This is a genomic window from Modestobacter sp. I12A-02662 (genome assembly GCF_041028325.1).
Lineage (GTDB): Bacteria > Actinomycetota > Actinomycetes > Mycobacteriales > Geodermatophilaceae > Modestobacter.
Genome location: NZ_JABGDE010000018.1, coordinates 22103 through 47912, shown reverse-complemented (window position 1 = coordinate 47912; position 25810 = coordinate 22103). Strand labels below are relative to the sequence as shown.

The window sequence follows — 25810 nt, the reverse complement described above, 5'->3', positions numbered from 1 at the left end:
GCCTCGTCCCCCCGACGCACGAAGGAGCTCACCCATGCCCGTCGTCCACGGAGTCCACGCGCTGGTCTGGACCGGGGGGTGGTCCGAGGCGGAGGCCCGGCACGCCATCTCGGCGACGGCGGAGGCCGGCTACGACCTGATCGAGATCGCGCCGATCGACCCCACCGGCTTCGACGCGGACATGACCGCCCGGCTGCTCGCCGAGCACGGGCTGCAGGTCAGCGCCTCCCTCGGCCTGAGCGAGGACACCGACGTCTCCAGCGAGGACCCCGACGTCGTCGCCCGCGGGCGGGAACGGCTGGCCACCGCCCTCGGCGTGCTCCGGGACAGCGGCGGGACGGTGCTGTGCGGCGTCCTGTACTCCAAGCTCGGCAAGTACCCCGGGCCGGCGACGGAGCGCGGGGTGGCCAACTCCCAGGAGACCATCGCCTGGCTCGCCGACCGCGCCGCGGCCTCGGGGATCACCCTGGCCCTGGAGTTCTGCAACCGCTACGAGACCAACGTCATCAACACCACCCAGCAGACGCTGGACTTCATCGCCGCCGTCGACCGGCCCAACGTGATGGCCCACCTGGACACGTACCACATGAACATCGAGGAGCACTCGTTCACCGAGGCGGTGCGGGCGGCGGCCGCGGCCGGCCGGCTGGGCTACGTGCACCTCGGCGAGTCGCACCGCGGTGCGCTGGGCACCGGCTCCATCCCGTGGCCGGAGTTCTTCGCCGCGCTGACCGAGGTCGGCTACGACGGGATCGTCACCTTCGAGTCCTTCTCCTCGGAGGTCGTGCACCGCACGCTCTCCAACGACCTGGCGATCTGGCGCAACCTCTGGACCGACAACCGGGCGCTGGCCCGGGACGCCCTGGCGTTCACCAGGGCGGGGCTGGCGGCGGCCGGGGACCGCTGAGCGTCCGGCCGGCGGTCAGCCGTCCCAGCCGAGCCGGCGCGCGGCCGCCGCCCAGGCGCCCTCCGGCAGGCCGGCGGGGAGGTGGGTGCGCACCTCCTGGGTGGCCCGCAGCAGGGCACGCAGCTCGGGCAGCCCCCCGGCGACCGCACCGCCGGCCCGGGCCTGCACCAGCACGTTGCCCAGCGCGGCGGCCTCCACCGGGCCGGCGACGACCGGCAGCCCGCAGGCGTCCGCCGTCAGCTGGCACAGCAGCTCGTTGCGCGCGCCGCCGCCCACCAGGTGCACCACGTCCACCTCGCGGCCGGACAGCTCGGCCGCCTGGCGGACCGTGCGCCGGTAGGCGAGGGCGAGGCTGTCGAGGATGCAGCGCACGGTCCCGGCCGGGCCGGCGGGCACGGGCTGCCCGGTCTCGGCGCAGGCGGCCGCGATCCGCGCCGGCATGTCCCCCGGCGGCAGGAACCGCGGGTCGTCGGGGTCGACGACGGTGCCGAGCGCGGGGACCCGGGCCGCTGCGGCCAGCAGGTCGGGCAGGTCCGCCGGCAGGCCGGCCGCCTGCCAGGTGCGCAGCGACTCCTGCAGCAGCCACAGTCCCATGACGTTGTGCAGGTGGCGGACCGTTCCGTCCACCCCGAGCTCGTTGGTGAACCCGGCCCGCCGGCTGGCCTCGCTGAGCACCGGCTCCGCCAGCTCCACCCCGACGAGCGACCAGGTGCCGCACGAGACGTAGGCGAACCGGTCCGAGGCCGCCGGCACGCCGACCACCGCCGAGGCGGTGTCGTGCGACCCCACCGCGGTGACCGGGACCGGCCCGGCCAGCCCGGTCTCGGCCAGCACCCCACCGGTCAGCTCCCCCAGCCGCTCCCCCGGCTGCCGCAGCGGCGGGAACAGCTCCCGCGGCAGCCGCAGCCGGCCGATCAGCTCGTCGGACCACTCCCGGGTGCTCGCGTCGAGCAGTCCGGTGGTGGAGGCGTTGGTGACCTCGGCCCCCACCGCCCCGGTGAGCCAGTACGCCAGCAGGTCGGGCACCAGCAGCGCCCGGCGGGCCAGGCCGAAACCGGCCAGCCGCTGCATGCCCGCCAGCTGGAACAGCGTGTTGAACGGCAGGTGCTGCAGCCCGTTGACCCGGTACAGCTCCGCCGGCGGCACCAGCTCGTGCACCCCCGGGACGGCGCGGGCGTGCCGCTCGTCCCGGTAGTGCACCGGGTTGCCCAGCAGCGCGCCGTCGCCGTCCAGCAGGCCGACGTCGACCGCCCAGCTGTCGATGCCCACGCCGTGCAGCCGCCCGCCGTCGAACCGGGCGGCCTCCCGGCCGGCCGCCCGGAGCCCGTCGAGCACCCCGCCGTAGAGCGCCAGCACGTCCCAGTACAGGGTGCCCGCGACCCGGACCGGACGGTTGGCGAAGCGGTTGGCCTCGGTGAGCTCCAGCCGGTCCGGGCCGACCCGCGCCGCCATGACCCGGCCGCTGGAGGCCCCGAGGTCGACGGCCGCGAGGGTCAGCTCGGTCACCGCAGGAACGCGGCGGCGACGCCGGAGTCGACCGGGACGTGCAGGCCGGTGGTCCGGGTCAGCTCCCCGCCGGTGAGCGCGAAAACGGCGTCGGCCACGTGCTCGGGCAGCACCTCGCGCTTGAGCAGCGTGCGCTGGGCGTAGAACGCGCCCAGGTCCTCCTCGGCCACGCCGTACACCGCCGCCCGCTGCGCGCCCCAGCCGCCGGCGAAGATGCCCGAGCCGCGCACGACGCCGTCGGGGTTGATGCCGTTGACCCGGATCTGGTGCTCGCCGAGCTCGGCGGCCAGCAGCCGCACCTGGTGCGCCTGGTCGGCCTTGGTCGAGGAGTAGGCGATGTTGCTCGGGCCGGCGAAGACCGAGTTCTTGCTGGAGATGTAGACGACGTCGCCGCCCATCCCCTGCTCGATCATGATCCGGGCCGCCTCCCGGGAGACCAGGAACGAGCCCTTGGCCATCACGTCGTGCTGCAGGTCCCAGTCCCGCTCGGTGGTCTCCAGCAGCGGCTTGGAGATCGACAGCCCGGCGTTGTTGACCACCAGGTCGACCCCGCCGAAGGCGAGCACCGCCTCGCGGAAGGCGGCGGCCACCGCCTCGGCGTCGCTGACATCGGCGGCCACGCCCACCGCGACGTCGGTGCTGCCGATCTCGGCCGCGGCGTCGGTGGCCTTCCGGAGGTCCAGGTCGGCGACGACGACGCACGCGCCCTCGGCGGCCAGCCGCTGCGCGATGGCCTTGCCGATGCCGCTGGCCGCGCCGGTGACCAGAGCGACCCGGGTGGCCAGCGGCTTGGGCTTCGGCATCCGCTGGAGCTTGGCCTCCTCCAGCGCCCAGTACTCGATGCGGAACTTCTCGCTCTCGTCGATCGGTGCGTAGCTGCTGACGGCCTCGGCACCGCGCATCACGTTGATCGCGTTGACGTAGAACTCGCCGGCCACCCGGGCGGTCTGCTTGTTGGCGCCGAAGCTGAACATGCCCACGCCGGGCACCAGCACGATCGCCGGGTCCGCACCGCGCATCGCCGGGCTCTCCGGGGTGGCGTGCCGGGCGTAGTAGGCCGCGTACTCGGCCCGGTACTCCTCGTGCAGCTCCTCGAGCCGGACGACGACGTCCTCGACCGGGGCGGTCGCCGGCAGGTCGAGGACCAGCGGCCGCACCTTGGTGCGCAGGAAGTGGTCGGGGCAGGAGGTGCCCAGCGCGGCCAGCCGGGGGTGCTCGGCCGCGGCCAGGAAGTCCAGGACGACGTCGGAGTCGGTGAAGTGCCCGACCTGCGGCCTGTCCGTGGACGCCAGCCGGCGGACCACCGGGGCCAGCGCCGCGGCCCGCGCCCGCCGCTCGGCCTCGGGCAGCGCCTGGTGGCCGGGCAGCACCGGCCCGAACGGCTCGGGCCGGCCGTGCTCGGCGAGGAACCGCTCCGCCGTCCGGATGATCTCCAGGCTGTTGGCCTCGCACTGCTCGCTGGTGCCACCCCACGCGGTGATCCCGTGCCCGCCCAGGATGCAGCCGACGGCCTGCGGGTTCTTCTCCGCGATCGCGGCGATGTCCAGGCCGAGCTGGAACCCCGGCCGGCGCCACGGCACCCACACCACCCGGTCGCCGAAGCACTCGCGGGTGAGCTGCTCGCCGTCGGCCGCGGTGGCCAGCGCGATGCCGGAGTCCGGGTGCAGGTGGTCGACGTGCGGGGCGGGAACCAGGCCGTGCATCGCGGTGTCGATGCTGGGCGCGGCGCCGCCCCGGCCGTGCAGGCAGTAGTCGAACGCGGCGACCATCTCGTCCTCGCGGCCGACGCCGGGGTAGACGTCGACCAGGGAGCGGAGCCGGTCGAGCCGGAGCACGGCCAGGCCGGCCTCCCGGAGCGTGCCGAGGTCACCGCCGGAGCCCTTGACCCACAGCAGCTCGACCGGCCGGCCGGTGACCGGGTCGGTCTCGCTGCCCTGGGCGGAGGTGTTGCCGCCGGCGTAGTTGGTGTTGCGGGGGTCGGCGCCCAACCGGTTCGAGCGGCCGAGCAGGTCACTGACCACGGAGTTGGTCACGGATGTCAGTCCTTCGGTTCGGGATGGACGGACTTTGGGGCGGTGATGGCCACCCCGGGGACGGCCTTCACCGCCCCGAAGTCCGGAAGGGGTGGGCTTCAGGCGCCCCAGCCGGCCTGCTGACCGCCGACGCGCTCGCGGGCGATGCGCTCCTGGTGGCCGGAGCGGGCGTAGGCGGCGTACGGGTCGGCGTCCAGCCCCCTGCTTTCGCGGAGCTCGGCCAGCAGCGGCCGGACGTCGGTGCTGAACGCGTCGGTCAGGGCACCGTGCGCGGCGAGCACGTCACCGGACCGCTGCGCGGCGTGCAGCGCCTCCCGGTCGACCAGCAGCGCCTTGGCCGTGGCCTCCTGCACGTTCATCACCGAGCGGATCTGGCCGGGGATCTTCGGCTCGATGTTGTGGCACTGGTCGAGCATGAAGTTGACACCCGACTCCGGCCGCACGGCGTCGGCCTCGACGATCTCGTTCATGATCCGGAACAGCTGGAACGGGTCGGCCGAGCCGACGATGAGGTCGTCGTCGCCGTAGTACCGGGAGTTGAAGTCGAAGGCGCCGAGCCTGCCCACCCGCAGCAGCTGCATCACGATGAACTCGATGTTGGTGCCGGGAGCGTGGTGGCCGGTGTCCAGCACGACCTGCGCCTGCTCGCCGAGGGCCAGGCAGTGCACCAGCGAGGTGCCCCAGTCCGGGATGTCCATCGCGTAGAAGTACGGCTCGTAGAACTTGTACTCGATCAGCAGCCGGTGGCCCGGGTCGAGCAGCGCGTAGACCTGCTGCAGGGAGTCGGCGAGCCGGTCCTGCCGGGCCCGCAGGTCGTCCTGGCCGGCGTAGTTGGTGCCGTCGGGCAACCACAGCTTCAGGTCGGTGGAGCCGGTGGCCCGCATGACGTCGACGCACTGGGCGTGGTGGGCGATCGCCTTGCTACGGACGGCGGGGTCCGGGTGGGTGAGCGAGCCGAGCCGGTAGTCGTCGTCCTGGAACAGGTTGGAGTTGATCGCGCCGATCTGGACGCCGAGGTCCGTGGCGTGCGCGGCGAGCTTGCCGAAGTCGTCGACCAGGTCCCACGGGACGTGCAGCGAGACCCGGGGGGCGGTACCGGTGTACCGGTGCACCTGGGCGGCGTCCTCGAGCTTCTCGAAGGGATCGCGGGCCACACCGGGCTGGCCGAAGACCTTGAACCGGGTGCCGGAGTTGCCGAACGCCCAGGACGGGAGCTCGATGGTCTGCCGCGCCAGGGCCTCGAGGACGCGGGTGCGTTGGTCGGTCACGGGGGTTCTCCGTTCGTCGCGGTGTGCTCCCCGGCCGCCCCCAGCTGGGCGTCGAGGTCGAAGACGAGCTCGAGGGTGGACTTGCCGCGACCGTCCCCGGTCTCGAAGAAGGGGGCCATCTCGGCCTCCCAGCGGGCGCTCACCTCGGTGGCGTCCACGGCTGCCTGCGCGCCGGCCAACCCACCAGCGGAGTCGTCGGTCTCGACGATCCCCACCAGCAGGCCGTCCTCGCGCAGGAAGAGCTGGTAGCCGCGCCAGCCGGCGTCGCGGAGGGCGCGCAGCATCTCCGGCCAGACGGCGGCGTGGCGCTCCCGGTACTCCTGCAGCCGGTCCGGGCGGACCTGCAGGGTGAAGCAGGCGCGGGGCGCGGGGGCGTCCGGTCCGGTCGACCTCGCACCGCCGCCGGACGGCGTGCCGTCGGCCACGTGACCTCCTCGTCGGACGGGCGGAGTGAAACGTTTCATACCGCCTGTGGCCCAGACCATAGGGCGGTCGCCAAGACTGAGTCAACCGTCACTCCTGCGAGGATGCAACGGTGCTCCAGGACTCCTCCGAGCGTGGCGAGAGGTTTTGACACGTTTCAACCCACCTGCCACGGTGGGTACCGGATACGGTGGCTCCACGCAGCTCACGAGGAGGTCAGCGCTGACCGCCAGCATCCGGGACGTCGCCGTGCAGGCCGGCGTCTCCGTGGGCACGGTCAGCAACGTCCTCAACCGGCCCGACGTCGTCAGCCCGCCGACCCGGGAGCGGGTGCAGGCCGCGATCGCCCGGCTCGGCTTCGTCCGCAACGAGTCGGCCAGGCACCTGCGCGCCGGCCGAAGCCGGACGATCGGCCTCGTCGTCCTCGACATCGCCAACCCCTTCTTCACCGACGTCGCGCGCGGGGTGGAGGACGTCGCCAACCCGGCCGGGCTGGCGGTGATCCTCTGCAACTCCGACGACCGCCCCGCCAAGGAGGCCGCGCACCTCGACGTCCTGGCCGAGCAGCGGGTGCAGGGCGTGCTCGTCACCCCCACCGCCGAGCTCTCCCGGAACCTGCAGGCGCTGCGCGACCGCGGCACGCCGGTGGTGCTGCTCGACCGGCGCGCGCCCACGCCCGACCAGTGCGCCGTCGCCGTCGACGACGTGCTGGGCGGCCGGCTCGCCGCCGACCACCTGCTCGAGCGCGGTCACCGGCGGATCGCCTTCATCGGCGGCTCGTCGGGGCTGCCGCAGGTGCAGGAGCGGCACGCCGGCGTGGCGGCCGCCGTCCGTGACGGCACCGGCAGCGAGGAGTCCCTGCTGGTGCTGTCCCCCGCGACGCTCACCGTCGCCGGTGGCCGGGAGGCCGCCGCCCAGATCATCGGCATGCCCGCCGGTCGCCGGCCGACCGCGGCGGTCTGCGCCAACGACCTCATGGCGCTCGGCGTGCTGCAGGAGATGGTGCGGCACGGGGTCCGGGTGCCCGACGAGTTCGCCATCGTCGGCTACGACGACATCGACTTCGCCGCCGCGGCCGCCGTGCCGCTCACCTCGGTCCGCAAGCCCCGGCAGGAGCTCGGCCGCCGGGCCGCCGAGCTGCTGCTGGACGAGGCCGGGAACGGCGAGCACCAGCACCAGCAACCGGTCTTCGAGCCCGTGCTCGTGGTCCGCGAGTCCAGCATGGTCCGGCGCTCCCGGACCGTCGCGAGCTGAGCGGAGGTCTCAGAGTGAAGGTCGCCCTCTTCGCCACCTGCCTGGTGGACACGATGACGCCCTCGGTGGCGCACGCCACCGCGGCCCTGCTGCAACGGCTGGGGCACGAGGTCGTGGTGCCGCCCACCCAGGCCTGCTGCGGTCAGATGCACGTCAACACCGGCTACCGGCGCGAGGCGGTGTCCATCGTCGCCAACCACGTGCGGGCGTTCGCCGGCGCGGAGGCGATCGTGTCGCCGTCCGGGTCCTGCGTCGCCTCGATCCACCACCAGCAGGCCGACGTCGCCCGCCGGGCCGGGGACGAGACGCTGGCCCGCGACGCCGAGGAGCTGGCCGGGCGCACCCACGAGCTGTCCCAGTTCCTGGTCGACGTGCTGGGCGTGACCGACGTCGGGGCCTACTACCCGCACCGGGTCACCTACCACCCGACCTGCCACTCGCTGCGGCTGCTCAAGGTCGGTGACCGGCCGCTGCGGCTGCTGCGCGAGGTGCGGGGGCTGGAGCTGGTCGAGCTGCCCGGCGCCGAGCAGTGCTGCGGCTTCGGCGGCACGTTCGCGGTGAAGAACGCCGACACCTCCACCGCGATGCTCACCGACAAGATGGCCAACGTGCTGTCCACGCACGCCGAGATCTGCACCGCCGGGGACGCCTCCTGCCTCATGCACATCGGCGGCGGGCTGTCCCGGCTGCGGGCCGGCACCCGCACCGTGCACCTGGCCGAGATCCTCGCCTCGACGGAGGAAGCCGTGACCCCGCACCAGACCACGAAGCCGGCGGTGACCGCATGACCGCGACCGTGCCCCCCAAGGCGCCCACGTTCCTCGGCCTGCCCACCGCCCCCCGCGGCGTGGGGCACCTGCGCGGTGACCAGTCCTTCCCGGACGCCGCGCGCACCGCCCTGCGCGACGGCCAGCTGCGCGCCAACCTGGGCCACGCCACCACGACCATCCGCAACAAGCGGGCCAAGGTGGTGGGCGAGGTGGCCGACTGGGAGCAGCTGCGCGCCGCCGGCAAGGCGCTGAAGGCCGCGACGATGGCGCACCTCGACGAGCACCTGGAGGAGCTGGAACGGCAGGTGACCGCCCGCGGCGGCACCGTGCACTGGGCGCGCGACGCCAACGAGGCCAACGAGATCGTCACCCGCCTGGTGCAGGCCACCGGCACCGGCGAGGTGGTCAAGGTCAAGTCGATGGCCACCCAGGAGATCGCCCTCAACGAGGCCCTGGAGGCCGTGGGCATCGACGTGTTCGAGACCGACCTCGCCGAGCTGATCGTGCAGCTGGGCGAGGACAAGCCCTCGCACATCCTGGTGCCGGCGATCCACAAGAACCGGGCCGAGATCCGGGAGATCTTCGCGCGCACGATCCCCGGCGTGGACCCCGGGCTCACCGACGAGCCGCGCCAGCTGGCGATGGCGGCCCGCAAGCACCTGCGCGAGCGTTTCCTGCGCGCCCGGGTGGCGATCAGCGGGGCGAACTTCGGCGTCGCCGAGACCGGCACGCTGACCGTCGTCGAGAGCGAGGGCAACGGCCGGATGTGCCTGACCCTCCCGGAGACGCTGATCACCGTCATGGGGATCGAGAAGGTGGTGCCGACCTGGCGGGACCTGGAGGTCTTCCTGCAGCTGCTGCCGCGGTCCTCCACCGGCGAGCGGATGAACCCCTACACCTCCACCTGGGCCGGGGTCACCCCCGGCGACGGCCCGCAGGAGTTCCACCTGGTGCTGCTGGACAACGGGCGGACCGCGGTGCTCGCCGACGAGGTGGGCCGGGAGGCGCTGCACTGCATCCGCTGCTCGGCCTGCCTCAACGTCTGCCCGGTGTACGAGCGGGCCGGCGGGCACGCCTACGGCTCGGTGTACCCGGGGCCGATCGGTGCGATCCTGTCCCCGCTGCTGACCGGGGTGGAGGACAACGCCTCGCTGCCGTACGCGTCCTCGCTCTGCGGGGCCTGCTACGAGGTCTGCCCCGTGGCGATCGACATCCCGTCGATCCTCGTGCACCTGCGCGCCGAGCACGTGGAGGCGCAGGAGAAGACCACGGCCGAGGCGGTCGCCTTCCGCTCGCTCGCCAAGGTGATGTCCAACCCGCGGCTGTGGCACCTCGCGCAACGGGCCTCGAGGCTGGGCCGGCTGCTCTCCCGCGGGCGGCCCACGCTCCCCAACGCCCTGCCGCCGCCGATCTCCGGCTGGACCCGCAGCCGCGACCTGCCCACGCCGCCGACCAGCACGTTCGTCGAGCAGTGGACCCGCGAGCACCGGAGCGCGAAGTGAGTGCGCGCGAGGAGGTGCTGGGCCGGATCCGGACGGCGCTGGGCGAGACCCGGGCCCCCGTCCCCGACGTCGTCCGGGACTACCGGCAGGCCGGTGCCCACCCGGCGACCGGCCCGGAGCTGATGGACCTGCTGGTCGACCGGGTCGAGGACTACCGGGCCACCGTGCTGCGCTGCACCCCGGCCGAGGTCGGGGCCACCGTGCGCGCCGCCCTGGACCAGGGCCTCGGCGCCGGCTGGGCGGCGGCGGACGTCGTCGTGGCACCGGGGCTGCCGGCGGACTGGCGCCCGGAGGGCTGCGACGTCGACGACGAGCGCCCACCGGTGCAGCTGGCCGACCGGTCCGCGTCCGTCACGGCCGTGGCGGTGGCCATCGCCGAGACCGGCACCCTGGTGCTCGACGGCTCGCCCGCCTGCGGGCGGCGGGCGCTGTCCCTGCTCCCCGACTGCTTGGTGTGCGTCGTGACCGCCGACCAGGTGGTGGGCGGCGTCCCGGAGGGGATCGCGCGGCTGGACCCGCTGCGCCCGCTGACCATGGTCAGCGGGCCGTCGGCGACCAGCGACATCGAGCTGCAGCGCGTGGAGGGCGTGCACGGTCCGCGCACCCTGCTGGTCGTGCTCGCGGCCTGAGCGCGGCCCCGGCGCTCAGTCCTGCTTGCTCGGGGGCTCCCCGGCCTCGAGCGCGGCCCGTGCCTGCTCGGGGTCGTAGGCGCACACGTCGGTGACCGCGGCCGCCGGGTTCCCGGCCGACGTGGGCGCGGCCGGGCCCGTCGGTTCCGGGGCGGGCCCGGTCGACGGGGCGGCGGACGGCATGGTGCTCGTCGTCGTGGTGCTCGTCGTGGTGTCCGCCGGGTCCGCCAGGGCCTGTTGCACGAGCGAGCGGATGAGGTCGTAGTCCGGGTAGGCCGGGTTGATCACGGTGTCGTCGAAGACCACGCTGCGGATCGTCTGGCCCTTGACCCGGAACGCGAGGTCCACGACGTCGTCCAGCAGCGACTGCGGCAGGTCGGTGGAGACGATGTCCTGGGTGGTCGCCGCGAGCTGGCGGTAGCGGGCCAGCACGGTCACCGGGTCGGCGGCGTCCACGATCGCGTCGATGACGCAGCGCTGCCGGTCCATCCGCAGGTAGTCCGACAGGCCGTACCGGCCGCGCGCGTAGTCCAGCGCCCGGGTGCCGTCCATGTGCTGGTCGGGCCCCGGGGCGATGTAGTCGTCGGGGAGCTCCTGCCCCTCGATCCCGTTGACCGGCACGAAGTAGTTGACGTTGACCGTGATGCCGCCGAGGGCGTCGACCAGCCGGGCGAAGCCCTCCAGGTTGACCAGCACGAAGTAGTCGATGTCCAGGCCGAGCGCCTCGCCGACGCCCAGCTTGAGGAAGTCCGCGCCCGGGTCGTCCGTGGGCCCCAGGATGTCGGGGTACCACTCGGGCCCGTTGCGGTAGACGGCGTTGAGCAGGCTCTCGGCCTCGCTGCCGGCCTCGAAGCCGTCCGGGTAGACGGCGGCCAGCGGGCTGTCGGCCGGGAACGGCAGGTCCTCCAGGTTGCGGGGCAGGCTGAACAGCGTCGTCCGGCCGTTGTCGGTCCGGACGTTGGCCACGATCACCGTGTCGGTGCGCACGCCCTCGCGCCCGACCCCGCCGTCGCCGCCGAGCAGCAGGAAGTTGACCTCCTCCTTGGTGCCGAACGGGTCGGACCCTTCGGCCGGGGCGGTGACCGTGGCGCTCTCGCGGTCGGCGAAGACGTTGTCGACCAGGCCGCGCTGGGCGGCGGCGAACTGGACGACGAGGTACGCCGGACCGGCCACCCCTGCGCACAGCAGCACGACGACCAGGGCGCCGAGGACCTTCTGCCACGGCCGGCTGCCGCGCGGCAGCAGCGCGCGGTACCCGGACACGACGACGACCAGCCACACCAGGCCCAGCGCGGCCGCCCCGATGAGGACCCAGCGCAGCGCACCGGTGTCGACCGCGAGCCGGAGCGCCTCCTGCCGTCCGCCCGTGGCCAGCCACACACCCGCACCGACGAGGAGCAGGAACAGCACCAGCAGGACGGCGCCCACCTTGCGACGGCCGGCCGCGAGGTGGGCCGTGCCGGGCAGGACGGCACCGACGACGGTGAGCCCGAGCACGGAGCCGAAACCGCGGCGGTGGCCGGTCGCCACCGCGTTCGCCTCCTCGTCGCCCCCGGCCGCGCCGGTGTCCCGGCCGGGTCGACGGGACGTCGGTACGGAGTCGCTCACACGGGGCCCGTCTGCTCGCCGATGCCGGTCATCCGGCCATGTTCCCACTGTTCAGCGCACCGACACGGGCCCGAGCGGCCGCGGAGGTGACCTCCGTCTCCCCCGCGGCCGACTGTCGATCACCGGAGGGGGTAGGACCCGTCCCTGCGGCGTCCTTACGGTGCCGTAGGTTCCGAGACCGTAGGCAACGGACCCAGGAGGCCCTCGTGTCCCAGACGTCGCGCCAGGGGGCGCTGCTCACCGAGCTCGAGCCGATCGTCGCGGAGAACCTCGACCGCCACCTCGGCCTGGCCCAGGAGTGGCACCCGCACGACTACATCCCCTGGTCCGAGGGCCGGGACTTCGCCCTCCTCGGCGGCGAGGACTGGTCCCCGGAGCAGTCCCGGCTCGACGAGACGGCCAAGGCCGCGATGTTCACCAACCTGCTCACCGAGGACAACCTCCCCAGCTACCACCGGGAGATCGCCACCCGCTTCGGCCGGGACGGCGCGTGGGGCACCTGGGTCGGCCGGTGGACGGCGGAGGAGAACCGGCACGGCATCGCGCTGCGCGACTACCTGGTCGTCACCCGCGGCGTGGACCCGGTGGAGCTCGAGCGGGCCCGGATGGACTACATGACCTCCGGCTACGACTCCGGCGACCGGACCCCGCTGCAGACGGTCGCCTACGTCTCCTTCCAGGAGCTCGCGACCCGGGTGAGCCACCGCAACACCGGCAAGGCCACCGGCGACCCGATCGCCGAGAAGCTGCTCGGCCGGATCGCCAAGGACGAGAACCTGCACATGGTCTTCTACCGCAACCTGGTCTCCGGGGCGTTCGACATCGACCCGGACGCCACGATGCGCGCCGTCACCGACGAGGTCATCCGGTTCGAGATGCCCGGCGCGAGCATGGCCGGCTTCCGCAAGAACTCGGTGATCATCGCCAAGGCCGGGATCTACGACCTGCGCCTGCACCACGACGAGGTCATCACCCCCGTGCTGCGTGCCTGGAAGGTGTTCGAGCGCACCGACCTCGGGCCCGAGGGCGAGCAGGCGCGCGAGGAGCTGGCCGACTTCCTGACCGGCCTGGACGCGCAGGCCACCCGGTTCGTGGAGAGCCGCGAGCGGCTGCGGGCCCGGATGCAGGCCAAGCAGGACACCGAGCTCACCCCTCTCCCCCAAGCCTGAGCAGCGGTGACCAGGTGACCTGAGCGACAGCGCGCCCGCCTACGCTCGGGAACCGTGCGCCTGGCCACCTGGAACGTCAACTCCATCCGCAGCCGAGCCGACCGGGTGGAGGCCTGGCTGCGGCGCAGCGACGTCGACGTCCTCGCGCTGCAGGAGACCAAGTGCCGGGACGACCAGTTCCCGGAGGAGCGGTTCCGCGCGCTGGGCTACGAGGTCGCGCACGTGGGCCACTCGCAGTGGAACGGCGTCGCGCTGCTGTCCCGGGTGGGTCTGTCCGACGTCGAGGTGGGCTTCCCGGGCATGCCGAGCTGGTCGGCTAAGGAGGGCGTCGAGCCGGCCGCCGAGGCCCGCGCGCTGGGCGCCACCTGCGGCGGGGTGCGGGTGTGGAGCCTGTACGTCCCCAACGGCCGCACGCTGACCGACCCGCACCTGCAGTACAAGCTGGAGTGGCTGGAGGCGCTGCGCGTCGCCGCGGGTGGCTGGCTGACCACGGACGCCGACGCCCAGGTCGCGCTGGTCGGCGACTGGAACATCGCCCCGCAGGACGACGACGTGTGGGACATCTCGGTGTTCGCGCAGTCCACGCACGTCTCCGAGCCCGAGCGGGCGGCGTTCCGCGGGGTGGTGGAGACCGGCTTCACCGACGTTGTCCGGCCCTACACCCCGGGGCCCGGCGTCTACACGTACTGGGACTACACGCAGCTGCGCTTCCCCCGCCGCGAGGGCATGCGGATCGACTTCGTGCTCGCCTCCCCCGCGCTCGCCCGCCGGGTCACCGGCGCGCTGATCGACCGCGAGGAGCGCAAGGGCAAGGGCGCCAGCGACCACGCCCCGGTGGTCGTCGAGCTGGCCGGCTAACCGACCGTCCGGGAGCCGGCGGACGCGACGTCGGCGGACGGCTCCAGCCACCAGTCGGCGAGGGGCTTGAGAGCCACCACCAGACCGGCGCCTCGCGCCGTCGGTGCGTACGTGACCTGGACCGGTGTGCTCGGGATCCCCGTGCGCTCGATCAGGCCGCGCTGCTCCAGCTCGCGGAGCCGCTGCGACAGCACACGGTCGGAGATGCCGGCCGCGAAGCGGCGGTACTCGGTGAACCGGCGCGCTCCCAGGTAGCCGCCGATGAGCACGACGGCCACCCAGCGCCGGCCGACGAGCTCGATCGCCTCCTGGGCGGTGCGGCAGATCTCGGCGTCGTCGTCATGGGCGGCGACGATGGTGCGGACCGTGGCCACTCGTGCAAAGCAAGCGGGTCACCAACGGCTCGGCAACGCTCTTCCCGCTGAGAACGCTGGGTGCATGACGACTGCACCGCACCCGTCCAGCACCCGGTCGGTCGATCCCCCGACCGGCCGCACGGTCGGTCACTGGCCGGGACCGAGACCGACCGCGATCGCCGCGGAGCTGCGCCGGGTCCACGACAGGATGCGCCGGGACCTGCTCACGGTGCAGCAGCTCGCCGGCCGGGTGGCCGACGGCGCCGGGGCCGGGGCCGCCGAGGTGGGGACCGGCTGCGGACCCTCCGGACCAGCGGCCCGCTCTTCCAGCTGCGCGCCCCCTGCCTCACCGTCTGCCGGACCATCGACTCCCACCACCGCGGCGAGGACCCGGTGCTCTTCCCCCTGGTGCGCCGGGTGGCGCCGCACCTCGCCGCGACCGTCGACCGGCTCGAGGACGACCACCGGCAGGTGGCCGCGCTGGTCGAGGACATCGGGGGCCTGGCCGCCGACCTCACCCGCCGGCCGGCCCGGTCGGCCCTCGTCCGGGTTCTCGACGACCACGAGCCGCGACGAGAGCGTGACGGTGGCCGAGGCCGCGGTCTCCGCCGTCCTCGGCGGCACCCTCGACGACCTGGTCGCCCTGGTCCACCCCGAGGCGACCAACCGCGAGGCGGCCGCCGAGCCGCCGGCCACCCGCGGACGCGGTCCGCGAGCGTTCCACGCCACCGGGGAGTGGCTGCGGACGGCCTTCTCCGACCTCGCCTGGACGACCGGGCAGAGCATCGCCGAGGACGACCTCGTCGTCACGTACGGCACGATGTCCGGCCGGCACACCGGCGACTTCGTCGCCTGGACCGAGGACGCGCAGGTGGACCGGGTGTTCGTGGCGACGGGCCGGACCTTCACCGTGCGGCAGGTCCACTTCCAGCGGGTCCGGGACGGTCTGGTCATCGAGCACTGGGCGGTGCGCGACGACCAGGGGATGGCGGTCCAGGCCGGCTGGATCCCGCCGTCGCCCCTCTTCCTCCTCCGGTGCGCGCGGGCCACGAGAGCGGCCCGCCGGCGGGCGAGGCGCGGCGGCTGAGCAGGAAGGCCCAGCTCAGCGCCGGTGTTGCACCAGGTGATGACCACGCTGGAGCTCCCCTCCCCCACCCGGCTCTGGACGCCGTCCCGCGTCCTCGTCACCCGCTCGGCCGCCGAGCGCCCGTACGGGCAGCGCGTGCTGGCCCGGCTCGAGGCGGCCGGGGTCGACGCGATCGACCTGCTGCCCGGCGACCGGCTGCCCGGCCTGCGCGGGAACGGCGACCGGGCGGCGTTCATGGCGGCCAAGCAGACCCTCGCGCTGGTCGTGCCGCCGCCCTCGGCGCGTCGGCTGCAGCCGATCGCCCCCTCGGCGGACTGGCGCTTCGACCTGGCCCAGGGGTGCCCGGCGCACTGCCAGTACTGCTACCTCGCCGGCTCGCTGTCCGGGCCGCCGATCACCCGGGTGTACGCCGACCTGGACGAGGCCCTGGCCGGGCTGGACGCCTACGTCGGCCGCGGGACGGTGACCTCCGGAACCGCCGCCCGCGGCGCGGAGGGGACGACGTTCGAGGCGTCCTGCTACACCGACCCGCTGGCGCTCGAGCACCTCACCGGCGGGCTGGCCACGGCGATCGAGCACTTCGGCAGCCACGAGTGGTCCGGCCCGGTGCAGCTGCGGGCCACCACCAAGTTCGACGACGTCGCCGGCCTGCTCGGCCTGCCGCACGGCGGCCGCACCCGGCTCCGCTTCTCGCTCAACGCCACCTCCGTGGCCCGGCGCTTCGAGGGCGCCACATCGCCGGTGCCCGCCCGGATCGGCGCGCTGGCCGCCGTGGCCGCGGCCGGGTACCCGGTCGGTCTCACGCTCGCGCCGATCATGCCCGTGGACGGCTGGCGCGAGCACTACGGCCGGCTGCTGGACGACGTCGCCGCCGTGCTCCCGGCCGACGCCGACGTGACGGTCGAGTGCATCACCCACCGGTTCACCCCGGGGAGCAAGGAGACCCTGCTCGACTGGTACCCGCGCACCCGGCTGGAGATGGACGAGGAGCAGCGGACGACCAAGCGCGGGAAGTTCGGCTCGGTCAAGCACGTCTACCCGCGGGAGACGATGGCCGGGCTGCGCGGCTGGTTCGAGGCCGCCCTCGCTGAACGGCTGCCGCAGGCCCGGCTCCTCTACTGGACCTAGCGGCTCCTGGACCCAGTGGCCGCTCAGTGCGGACGGTGCTGGGCGAGGCCCACCGGCACCGGGCCCGGCCAGGCCGCCTCCAGTGCCTCCGCCGTCTCCTCCCGCAGCTCGCTCGCCGCGCCGACGGTGAGCAGCCGCGTCGGCGCGTCCTCAACCGCGGCCTCGCGCACGTCCCCGACCACGACGGTGATGTTGTCGGTCGGCGGACCGGCCAGGGCCGCGTCGCGCAGTGCCGCGGCCGCCTGGGCGGGGGTGCCGGTCTGCAGCAGACGGCCGATCACGTCGGCGGGGACGACGTCGGACAGGCCGTCCGAGCAGACCATCACGCGGTCCCCGGGCCGGGCGTCGAGCCGGATCACGTCCAGCGCGGCGACGTCGTCGTCCGCACCGTGCAGTGCCGCGTACACCGCCGAGCGCTGCGGGTGCACCTTCGCCTCGGCCGGGGTGAGCGACCCGGCGTCGATCATCGCCTGCACCAGGGTGTGGTCGGTGCTGACCTGGCGCAGCTCGCCGTCGTGCAGCAGGTAGCCCCGGGAGTCGCCGATGTGCAGGAGCACCAGGCCCTCGGTGTCGGAGTGCACCGCGGTCAGCGTCGTCGCCATCGTCCGCAGCCGCGGCCGCTCGGTGTAGGCGGCGCGGATCCGCTCGTTCGCGCTGGCCACCACCCGGACCGGGTCCTCCCCGCCGTCCCCCTCCGCCCCGGAGGCGAGCGGCGCCAGCCAGCTGGCCACCAGCGAGGAGGCCACCGCGCCGCCGACGTTCCCGCCGACGCCGTCGGCGATGGCGACCAGCAGGGGGCCGCCGACGGCGGAGTCCTGGTTGTCCGGCCGGGGTCCGCGCGTGGAGACGGCAGCCGTGTCGAGCACGAGCACGCCGCCACCTCCTCCGCCGACCCGGGAGCCGCGCGCACGCGGGGGTCGACGAACGGTAGTTGACGCGGTCCCGCGGCACCCGCGGCCGTCCCCCGGCGTGGCGCTGCGCCCCTCCGGCACCACCCGGCACGGTCCGCCGACCGCCCGGGCCGGCCACGTACCGTCGTCGTCCGTGCTCGTGCTGCTGCCCCCCTCGGAGACCAAGCACCCCGGCGGCTCCGGGGGTCCGCTCGACCTCACCGCGCTGACGGCGCCGGAGCTGACCCCGCTCCGCGAGCATCTGGTGGACGCGCTGGTCGCGCTGGCCGCCGATGTCCCGGCCGCCCGTGCCGCGCTGGGGCTCTCCCCCGCGCAGGACGGCGAGATCGCCCGCAACGCGGCGCTGCGGACCAGCCCGACGATGCCGGCGATCGAGCGGTACACCGGGGTGCTCTACGACGCGCTGGACGTCCGGTCGATGACCCGGGCCCAGCGCCGGCGGGCCGCGACCCGGCTGGCCGTGGGGTCGGCGCTGTTCGGCGTCGTCCGGGCGGAGGACCCGGTGCCGGCGTACCGGCTGTCGGCCGGCTCCGCCCTGCCCGGGTCACCCTCCCTCCGCTCGCTGTGGAAGCCGGGCCTCACCGACGTGCTGGCCGCGACCGGGGAGCTGGTGGTCGACCTGCGCTCGGGGGCGTACGCGGAGCTCGCCCCGGTGCCCGGCGCGGTGACCGTGCAGGTGCTGAGCGAGCGCCCGGACGGCACCCGGGCGGTGGTGAGCCACTTCAACAAGGCGCACAAGGGACGGCTGGCGCGGCTGCTGGCGACGACGACCGCCGAGCCGGACTCCGTCGTCCGGCTGCGGGCGCTGCTCCGGCGGAACGGGTTGCACGTGGAACACTCCGCGAACGGGACGCAGCTCACCCTCATCGTCCCGGCGGACGCCGTCACCCGCTGACGACCCAGTACGGTCGCCGGGGTGAGCGACCTCGACGACCTCTGCACCCGTCCGGCGACCGAGCTGGCCGCCCTGGTCCGCGACGGCGAGGTGTCCGCCCGCGAGCTGCTCGACGCCCACCTGGACCGCATCGGGCGGCTGAACCCCGCGCTGAACGCGATCGTCACGCTGGACGCCGAGGGCGCCCGCGCGGCGGCCGACGCGGCCGACGCCGCCCTCGCCGCGGGGGGACCCGTCGGCCCCCTGCACGGCCTGCCCGTCGCGCACAAGGACACCCACGCCACCGGCGGCATGCGGACGACGTGGGGCTCCCCCCTGCACGCGGAGACGGTCCCCGCCCGGGACGAGCTGGTCGTCGCGCGGCTGAAGGCGGCCGGCGCGATCCGGGTCGGCAAGACCAACGTGCCGGAGTTCGCGGCCGGCTCGCACACCTTCAACCCGGTCTTCGGCGCGACCCACAACCCGTACCGGCACGGCTTCTCGGCGGGCGGCTCCTCCGGCGGTGCGGCCGCCGCCCTCGCCGCGGGCCTGGTGCCGCTCGCCGAGGGCAGCGACATGGGCGGCTCGCTGCGGAACCCCGCCGCGTTCTGCAACGTCGTCGGGCTGCGCCCGACGCCCGGCCGGGTGCCCACGCACCCGACCGCGATCGGCTGGTCGCAGCTGTCGGTCCAGGGGCCGATGGGCCGGACGGTGGCCGACGTGGCGCTGCAGCTCTCGGTGCTGGCCGGACCGGACCCGCGGGTGCCGATCTCGCTGACCGACGACCCCGCCGGCTTCGCCGCACCCCTCCCGACCGAGCTCACCGGCCTGCGGGTGGCCTGGGCGCCGGACCTGGGCGGCCGCATCCCGGTCGACCCGGCCATCACCGCCACGCTGGAGGCGTCCCTGGGCGTCTTCACCGACCTCGGCGCCACCGTGGAGGAGGCCTGCCCGGACCTGCGCGGCGCCGACGAGGTGTTCGGCGTCCTGCGGGCCTGGTTGTTCGAGGCCAGCTACGGCGACCTCGTCCGGCGGCACCCGGACAAGGTGAAGGAGACGATCCGCTGGAACGCCGCCCGCGGCGCGGAGCTCACCGGCGCCGACGTGGGCCGCGCGGAGGTGGCGCACACCCAGCTGTACCAGCGGGTGGTGGCCTTCTTCGACCGGTACGACGTGCTGCTCGCCCCCACGACCCAGGTGCTGCCGTTCCCGGTCGAGGTCGAGTACCCGACCGAGGTCGCCGGCGTGCAGATGGACGACTACGTCAGCTGGATGCGCTCCTGCACGCTGATCTCCGCGACCGGCTGCCCGGCGCTCTCGGTGCCCGGCGGGGTCACCGCCGACGGGCTGCCCGTGGGCCTGCAGCTGGTCACGGCGCCGCGGGCCGACCGGCGGCTGCTGGAGGTCGGGCACGCCTTCGAGCAGGCGACCGGGTTCGGCCGCCGCCGTCCCGACCTCGGCTGAGGCGGCCCCTCCGCTCAGCTGCCGCTGGGCGCGGCGGCCCGGTAGGCACCACCGGTGCCCGGCACCCCGGCCGGGCGGCGGGCGCGGGCCTGCTCGATCTTCTCCAGGCGACGGGCGAAGACGACCGTGCCGATCAGGAACAGGCCCGAGATGATGAGGACCACGGCGGTGATCGAGTTCATCAGCGGCAGGTCGACCCCGACCAGCGCCAGCACCCCCAGCGCGACCAGGACCAGCGCCGCCAGGACGGCGCCGGCGGCGCGCCAGGGGCTCTTGCCGACCTCCTCGACGCCCTCCTGCGCCTTCTCCTTGGCGTAGTCCAGCGGCTTCTTCGCCCAGGAGAAGCGGGTGCCCAGCACGGCCAGGCCGGCCGCCACGAGCACGAACCCGGGGCCGGGCAGCACCAGCAGGGCGACGCCGGACAGGGTGAGCAGGCCGCCGAGGACGGCGACGACGACGGTCTTCACCGCCCGGTTGTGCCCCACCGGGCCGTGGTCCATGCGTCGCTCAGGCGCGGCGGCGGAGGCCCCGCAGCGTGCGGACGGCGACCAGCAGCTCCGGCAGCTCGTGCTTGTCCCCGCCGGCGAGCTCGGCCAGCTGGAGCGCGGACCGGCGCTGGCCGCCGTCCCACTGCTGCTCCCAGCGCTCCACCAGCGCCGGTGCGGGGTCGCCGTCGCCGCTGCGCAGTCCCAGCACCTCGGCGGTCAGCGTCGCCTGCTCGGTGTCCAGGTCGTCGCGCAGCGAGGCCCGCGCCATGGAGTTCCACCGGCGGTCCCGGGGCAGCGCGATCACCCGTTCCCGCAGCGGCGCCAGCCCCAGCCGCTCGGCCAGGCACTGGGAGACCTGCCCGGCCAGCGCGATCGGCGCGCCGGTCGCCTCGGCCACCACGGCCAGGTCCAGCGCGGCCGGCAGCAGCGACGCCACGGCGACCTCGGCGGCGAGCGCCTCCGGCACCTCCGCGCTGCGCAGCTCCGCGGTCAGCGCGGCGTGCGCCTCGGCGTCGGCGCCCAGCAGCCAGCTGGGGAGCCCGGACCGCACGGCGGCCACCGACGGGGCGAACCGGTCCGCGACCTCCCGCAGGGAGGGTGCGTCGCCGGCGGTGAGCTCGGGCACCCGCAGCAGCCAGCGGGTGGCCCGCTCGGCCAGCCGGGTGGCCTCGGTCCGGATCTGCACCTGGACGGCGGCGGGCACGACGTTGTCCAGCTCGCGGGCGGCGTCCCAGAGCCGGTCGGCGTCGTAGACCGCGCGGGCGACGGCGTGCGCCCGCACCACCGCCACCAGCGGTGCCCCGGTCTCCTCCGCCAGCCGGAACAGCCCGGTGATCCCCGCGGTGTTGACCGCCCGGTTGGTCAGCGCGGTGGCCACGATCTCCCGGCGCAGCGGGTGGTCGGCGAGCGCGGCGGGGAACCGGCGCCGCAGCGGGGCCGGGAAGTAGTCGCTGAGCAGCTCCTCCAGCGCCGGGTCGTCGGGCAGCCGCGAGTCGAGCACCGCGTCGGCGACCTCGATCTTGGCGTAGGCCAGCAGCACGCAGAGCTCGGGCTGGGTCAGTCCCTGGTTGTCCCGGCGCCGCTCGGCGATGGCCCGGTCGGTGGGCAGGTCCTCGACCGCGCGGTCCAGCCGCCCGCCCAGCTCCAGTGCCCGCAGGTACCGCCGGTGCGCGTCGGCCAGGCTGCGCGCGGAGGCGACCTCGCCCGCCAGGACGGCGTTCTGCGCGTAGTTGTCGGTCAGGACGGCGGCGGCGACCTCGTCGCTCATCTCGACGAGCAGCCGGGCTCGTCCGTCGGCGTCCAGCTGGCCGTCGTCCACCACCCGGTTCAGCGCGATCTTGATGTTGACCTCGTGGTCGGAGGTGTCGACGCCGGCCGAGTTGTCGATCGCGTCGGTGTTCACCCGCCCGCCGGCCAGCGCGTACTCGACCCGCCCGCGCTGGGTGAGGCCGAGGTTGCCGCCCTCGCCGACGACCCGCACGCGCAGGTCCCCGCCGTCGACGCGGACCGCGTCGTTGGCCTTGTCCCCGACGTCCAGGTGGCTCTCCGTCGATCCCTTCACGTAGGTGCCGATGCCGCCGTTGAACAGCAGGTCGACCGGGGCGAGGAGGACCGCCCGGATGAGCTCGACCGGGCTGAGCGCCGTCACGTCGTCGGCCAGCCCCAGCGCCGTGCGCATCGGGCCGGAGACCGGGATGGACTTCGCGGTCCGCGGCCAGACCCCACCGCCGTCGCTGATCAGCGACGCGTCGTAGTCGGCCCACGAGGAGCGCGGCAGGGCGAACAGCCGCCGCCGCTCGGCGAAGGAGGTGGCGGCGTCCGGCGTCGGGTCGACGAAGACGTGCCGGTGGTCGAAGGCCGCGACCAGCCGCAGGTGCTCCGAGAGGAGCATCCCGTTGCCGAACACGTCGCCGGACATGTCGCCGACGCCGACGACGGTGACCTCCTGGCTCTGCACGTCCACGTCGAGCTCACGGAAGTGCCGGGTGACCGACTCCCAGGCGCCGCGGGCGGTGATGCCCATCGCCTTGTGGTCGTAGCCGACCGAGCCGCCGGAGGCGAACGCGTCACCGAGCCAGAACCCGCGCTCCAGGGCGATGGAGTTGGCCAGGTCGGAGAAGGTGGCGGTCCCCTTGTCGGCGGCGACGACCAGGTAGGTGTCGTCGCCGTCGTGCCGGACCACGCCCTCCGGCGGCACGACCCGGCCCTCGACCAGGTTGTCGGTCAGCGACAGCAGCGCGCCGATGAACAGCGTGTAGCAGGCCTTGCCCTCGGCGAGGACCTGGTCACGGGAGGCGCCGTCGGCCGGCGGCCGCAGGACGACGAACCCGCCCTTGGCGCCGGTGGGCACGATGACCGTGTTCTTCACCGTCTGCGCCTTCACCAGCCCGAGCACCTCGGTGCGCAGGTCCTCCGGGCGGTCGCTCCAGCGCAGGCCGCCGCGGGCCACCGCGCCGAAGCGCAGGTGCACGCCGCGCACCCGCGGGGAGCTCACCCAGACCTCGCGGGCGGGGCGCGGCTCGGGCAGGTCCGGGACGCCGTGCGGGTCGAGCTTCAGGGCCAGCGGCGCGGTGCCGCCGAGGACGCCCGTGGTGTAGGCCGTCGTCCGCACCGTGGCCTGGACGGCGGCCAGCAGGGCGGAGAGCACGCGGTCGGCGTCCAGGGACTCGACCTCCCCGATCGCCTCGGTGAGCGAGGCCACCAGGTCGGCCGACCGCTTCTCCCGGCCGGCCGCCCGGTCGGGGTGGAACCGGGTCTCGAACAGCGCGACCAGCCGGGCCACGATGCCCGGCTGGGCGGCGAGGGTCTCCTCGACGTAGCTCTGGCCGAAGGGGAGCCCGCCCTGCCGCAGCCACTGCACGTACGCACGGAGCACGGCGACCTGCCGCCAGGTGAGCCCGGCCAGCAGCACGAGGGCGTTGAGCGCGTCGTCCTCGGCCCGCCCGGCCCACACGGCCGTGACCGCCTCGGTGAAACGCTCCGGCAGCGAGCCGACGAAGGGCACCTCCGCGGTCGGCGACGCCAGACCGAAGTCGTACACCCAGGCCGGTGGCGCGCCGATCCGGTCGATCTCGTAGGGCCGCTCGTCCAGGACGTCGACGCCCATGTGCTGCAGGACCGGCAGGACGTCGGACAGCAGCAGCCGCTCCCCCACCCGGTAGACCGACAGCCGCCGCTCGCCGTCAGCCGGGTCGCGCGGGGCGCGCAGGCGCAGGTCCACCGCGCCGGGCGCGAGCCGCTCCAGCCGGGCCAGGTCCTCGACGGCCGCCGTGGCCGGGAAGTCCTCCTGGTAGGCGGCGGGGAAGGCGTCGGCGACCCGGGCGAGCAGCCGCGGCGCCTCGTCGCCGTACTGCGCGGCCAGCGCGTCGGACAGGTCGTCGGTCCAGCTGCGCGTCGCGGCGGCGAGCGCCGACTCCAGCGCCGGGACGTCGACGTCGGGCAGGGAGGGGCCGTCCCGCCGGCTCACCGGCACGCGGACGACGAAGTGCAGCCGGGTGAGCAGGGACTCGCTGGAGCGCACGGTGAACTCCACGTGGGTGCCGCCCAGCCGCTCGAGCAGCAGCTGCTGCATCGCCTGGCGGACCTCGGTGGTGTAGCGGTCGCGGGGCAGGTAGACCAACGCGGAGAAGAACCGGCCGAACGGATCGCGGCGCAGGAAGAGGCGGGTCTGCCGCCGCTCGCGCAGGTGCAGCACCGCGAGGGCGACCGGCAGCAGCTCGTCGACGTCGACCTGCAGGAGCTCGTCGCGCGGGTAGGTCTCGAGGACGTCGAGCAGCTCCTTGCCCGTGTGGCTGTCCGCGGGCACCTCCGACCGCTCGAGGACCGAGGCGACGATCCGGCGCACCACCGGCACGTCGCGGACGCTGCTGGTGTACGCCTCGTTGGGGAACAGGCCGACCAGCAGGTGCTGCCGGTGGGGGCCGGCCTGGTCCGCGGGCAGGTCGACGACGACGAGGTCCAGCCAGCCCGGCCGGTGCACCGAGGACCGGGCGTCGCCCTTGGTGACCCGTACCCGGCGGTGCCCGCCGGTGGCCAGCCCGGGCGGCGCCACGGAGGTGCCCCGCCCGCCGGAGCTGCGCAGCACGCCGAGCTCCGACCCCGCCACCACGGTCGGCTCGGCCCGGCCGTCGACGATCTCGACGGTGCGCGCGCCGAGGAAGAGGAAGTTCCCGTCGGCGAGCCAGCGCAGGAACGCGGCGGCCTCGGCCGGGTCCTCGGCGGGGTGGTCGATGTCGCCCGCGGCGGGCAGCCGGTCGAGCAGGCCGGCGACCTCGGTGGCGCGGTCGTCGAGCGCGACGGCGTCCTCGTGGCTGCGCCGGACGTCGGTGAGCACCCGCTCCAGTCCGTCCCGCAGGTCCGCGGCGGCCTCGTCGTCCACCGGGCCGCCGAGCACGACCGCCATCCAGGACTCGGCGAGCGCGTCGGTCCCGCACGCGGCGGCGTCGGCGCTGTCGCAGAAGGCCAGCAGGCCGCCGTCGTCCTCCCGGCGGACGACCACGACCGGGTGCACGACGTGGTCCAGCGTGACGCCCTGCCGGACCACCTCGGCGGTGACGGAGTCGACGAGGTGGGGCATGTCGTCGACCACCACGCGCAGCACCGCCCGGCCCGCGGGCGGGCGGTCCACGTCGATGAGGGCCGTGCCGCGGGCCCGCCGGGCGGCCAGCCGCAGGTGGCCGACGGCGAGCCGCGCGAGGTCGGCCGGCTCGTGGCCGATGACCTCGGCGGCGGGCTCCCCCGCGTAGAAGCGGTGCAGCAGGGTCAGGGTGTCGACGGGCAGGTCACGCTGCCCGCCCACCAGCTCGGAGGCGGCCTCCGCGGCTCGGTCGAGCAGGCGGCGCTTCTCGTCCTGCGCGGCCTCCAGGGAGGCGAGGTCGACCGTGCGGTCCAGCGCCGGGACGGCGGTGTGCGGCCCGGCCGCGGCGTCCTCCGGGTCGATGCGGGAGTCCGGCGATGCGGACCGATCGGACACGGAACCGGGGCGGGCCATGCTCCCCGACGCTAGTAGCCGGGCCGGTCGGCTGCACGCACTTCGGCGCCCGGCCGGGGTCCCGGGCGCGCCGCTCAGCCCGCGCGCACCCTCAGCGGCAGGAGGAGCTCCGCGATCCAGCTGAACAGCGCGATCAGGAAGCCGCCGACGACCGCCGTCCAGAAGCCGTCGACGTACAACCGGGCCGACAGGGCGGCGGTGATGGCCAGCAACGCCGCGTTCACCACGAGCAGGAACAGGCCCAGCGTGAACACCACGAACGGGAGCGAGAACAACCGGAGCACCGGCCCCACGACCGAGTTGACCAGCGCGAACAGCAGGGCCACCCACAGGTAGGTGCCGGTCTCGCCGAGCGTGCCCGCCGGGTTGGGGACGACCTGGATGCCGTCGGCCAGCCGGGTGACGAAGTAGATGATCGCCGCCAGGACCACGACCCGGAGCGCGAACCTCAGAAGCGTGTTCACGTCACCGACGCTAGCGTCCACGACCTGCCACCGGGCTCTGCCGTCGTCTAAGGCCGTCTCGCGTCGTCGCTAGACGACGCCAGACGGTTCTGCTCTCCCCGCTGCGTTGCGGTGCCCGTGT

General features: G+C 74.6%; 21 protein-coding genes and 1 pseudogene. 12 read left to right on the top strand and 10 right to left on the bottom strand.

The window, feature by feature from the left end; translation table 11 throughout:
- Positions 1-34 precede the first annotated feature (34 nt).
- Entirely contained in the window at positions 35-907 is an 873-nt protein-coding gene (locus tag HL189_RS21840; protein ID WP_369135841.1) for a sugar phosphate isomerase/epimerase family protein, read from the top strand.
- A 15-nt stretch (positions 908-922) separates the two neighbouring features.
- On the opposite strand, the gene HL189_RS21835 is transcribed toward HL189_RS21840, so the two are convergent.
- The 4 genes from HL189_RS21835 to HL189_RS21820 form a co-directional block, all read right to left on the bottom strand.
- Entirely contained in the window at positions 923-2413 is a 1491-nt protein-coding gene (locus HL189_RS21835) for a rhamnulokinase family protein (protein ID WP_369135840.1), read from the bottom strand.
- Positions 2410-4446, bottom strand: coding sequence for a bifunctional aldolase/short-chain dehydrogenase (locus tag HL189_RS21830; protein ID WP_369135839.1), 2037 nt, complete (start codon positions 4444-4446; stop codon positions 2410-2412). The genes HL189_RS21835 and HL189_RS21830 overlap by 4 nt, the downstream gene beginning before the upstream one ends.
- A gap of 98 nt (positions 4447-4544) precedes the next feature.
- Positions 4545-5714 (bottom strand): L-rhamnose isomerase, encoded by a 1170-nt coding sequence (gene rhaI / locus HL189_RS21825; protein ID WP_369135838.1) that lies wholly within the window; start codon positions 5712-5714, stop codon positions 4545-4547.
- Positions 5711-6139: an L-rhamnose mutarotase gene (locus HL189_RS21820; RefSeq protein ID WP_369135837.1), complete on the bottom strand. Its 429-nt coding sequence runs from the start codon at positions 6137-6139 to the stop codon at positions 5711-5713. The genes rhaI and HL189_RS21820 overlap by 4 nt, the downstream gene beginning before the upstream one ends.
- Before the next feature lie 172 nt (positions 6140-6311).
- On the opposite strand from HL189_RS21820, the gene HL189_RS21815 reads away from it, so the two are divergent.
- From HL189_RS21815 to HL189_RS21800, 4 genes are read left to right on the top strand one after another with little or no spacing between them, the layout of a single operon-like run.
- On the top strand, positions 6312-7391 hold the full coding sequence (locus HL189_RS21815) for a LacI family DNA-binding transcriptional regulator (RefSeq protein WP_369135836.1): 1080 nt from the start codon (positions 6312-6314) through the stop codon (positions 7389-7391).
- A gap of 14 nt (positions 7392-7405) precedes the next feature.
- Complete coding sequence (locus tag HL189_RS21810) at positions 7406-8179, top strand: (Fe-S)-binding protein (RefSeq protein ID WP_369135835.1); 774 nt, start codon at positions 7406-7408, stop codon at positions 8177-8179.
- Positions 8176-9663, top strand: a complete 1488-nt coding sequence (locus HL189_RS21805; RefSeq protein WP_369135834.1) for a LutB/LldF family L-lactate oxidation iron-sulfur protein — start codon at positions 8176-8178, stop codon at positions 9661-9663. The genes HL189_RS21810 and HL189_RS21805 overlap by 4 nt, the downstream gene beginning before the upstream one ends.
- Positions 9660-10292, top strand: coding sequence for a lactate utilization protein C (locus HL189_RS21800; RefSeq protein WP_369135833.1), 633 nt, complete (start codon positions 9660-9662; stop codon positions 10290-10292). The genes HL189_RS21805 and HL189_RS21800 overlap by 4 nt, the downstream gene beginning before the upstream one ends.
- 15 nt (positions 10293-10307) lie before the next feature.
- On the opposite strand, the gene HL189_RS21795 is transcribed toward HL189_RS21800, so the two are convergent.
- The gene (locus HL189_RS21795) at positions 10308-11900 is read right to left on the bottom strand and encodes an LCP family protein (protein WP_369135832.1); all 1593 of its coding nucleotides are present in this window, start codon (positions 11898-11900) and stop codon (positions 10308-10310) included.
- Positions 11901-12106: 206 nt separating this feature from the next.
- Between HL189_RS21795 and HL189_RS21790 the strand changes: the two genes are divergently transcribed.
- Positions 12107-13069: an acyl-ACP desaturase gene (locus HL189_RS21790; RefSeq protein WP_369135831.1), complete on the top strand. Its 963-nt coding sequence runs from the start codon at positions 12107-12109 to the stop codon at positions 13067-13069.
- 54 nt (positions 13070-13123) lie between these two features.
- Entirely contained in the window at positions 13124-13927 is an 804-nt protein-coding gene (locus HL189_RS21785) for an exodeoxyribonuclease III (protein ID WP_369135830.1), read from the top strand.
- Here the strand turns inward: HL189_RS21785 and HL189_RS21780 are convergent.
- Complete coding sequence (locus HL189_RS21780; RefSeq protein ID WP_369135829.1) at positions 13924-14301, bottom strand: winged helix-turn-helix transcriptional regulator; 378 nt, start codon at positions 14299-14301, stop codon at positions 13924-13926. The two genes, HL189_RS21785 and HL189_RS21780, sit on opposite strands and share 4 nt — an antisense overlap.
- A gap of 60 nt (positions 14302-14361) precedes the next feature.
- On the opposite strand from HL189_RS21780, the pseudogene HL189_RS21775 reads away from it, so the two are divergent.
- The 3 genes and pseudogenes from HL189_RS21775 to HL189_RS21765 form a co-directional block, all read left to right on the top strand.
- Positions 14362-14787, top strand: a pseudogene (locus HL189_RS21775) (hemerythrin domain-containing protein); the annotation flags it as partial.
- 76 nt (positions 14788-14863) lie between these two features.
- On the top strand, positions 14864-15370 hold the full coding sequence (locus HL189_RS21770; protein WP_369135828.1) for an ester cyclase: 507 nt from the start codon (positions 14864-14866) through the stop codon (positions 15368-15370).
- A 39-nt stretch (positions 15371-15409) separates the two neighbouring features.
- Positions 15410-16498, top strand: coding sequence for a radical SAM protein (locus tag HL189_RS21765; RefSeq protein WP_369135827.1), 1089 nt, complete (start codon positions 15410-15412; stop codon positions 16496-16498).
- 23 nt (positions 16499-16521) lie between these two features.
- On the opposite strand, the gene HL189_RS21760 is transcribed toward HL189_RS21765, so the two are convergent.
- The gene (locus HL189_RS21760) at positions 16522-17370 is read right to left on the bottom strand and encodes a PP2C family serine/threonine-protein phosphatase (RefSeq protein WP_369135826.1); all 849 of its coding nucleotides are present in this window, start codon (positions 17368-17370) and stop codon (positions 16522-16524) included.
- A gap of 172 nt (positions 17371-17542) precedes the next feature.
- On the opposite strand from HL189_RS21760, the gene yaaA reads away from it, so the two are divergent.
- Both yaaA and HL189_RS21750 read left to right on the top strand, forming a co-directional pair.
- A complete protein-coding gene (gene yaaA, locus HL189_RS21755) occupies positions 17543-18304 on the top strand; it encodes a peroxide stress protein YaaA (protein WP_369135825.1) in 762 nt (253 codons plus the stop codon).
- 21 nt (positions 18305-18325) lie between these two features.
- Positions 18326-19747 carry an amidase gene (locus HL189_RS21750; RefSeq protein WP_369135824.1) on the top strand — a complete coding sequence of 474 codons (1422 nt, stop codon included), beginning with the start codon at positions 18326-18328 and terminating at the stop codon, positions 19745-19747.
- A gap of 14 nt (positions 19748-19761) precedes the next feature.
- On the opposite strand, the gene HL189_RS21745 is transcribed toward HL189_RS21750, so the two are convergent.
- From HL189_RS21745 to HL189_RS21735, 3 genes are all read right to left on the bottom strand, one after another.
- Positions 19762-20247: a PGPGW domain-containing protein gene (locus tag HL189_RS21745; RefSeq protein ID WP_369135823.1), complete on the bottom strand. Its 486-nt coding sequence runs from the start codon at positions 20245-20247 to the stop codon at positions 19762-19764.
- A gap of 7 nt (positions 20248-20254) precedes the next feature.
- A complete protein-coding gene (locus tag HL189_RS21740; RefSeq protein WP_369135822.1) occupies positions 20255-25225 on the bottom strand; it encodes an NAD-glutamate dehydrogenase in 4971 nt (1656 codons plus the stop codon).
- A 74-nt stretch (positions 25226-25299) separates the two neighbouring features.
- Entirely contained in the window at positions 25300-25689 is a 390-nt protein-coding gene (locus HL189_RS21735) for a phage holin family protein (RefSeq protein WP_369135821.1), read from the bottom strand.
- Positions 25690-25810: the final 121 nt, after the last annotated feature.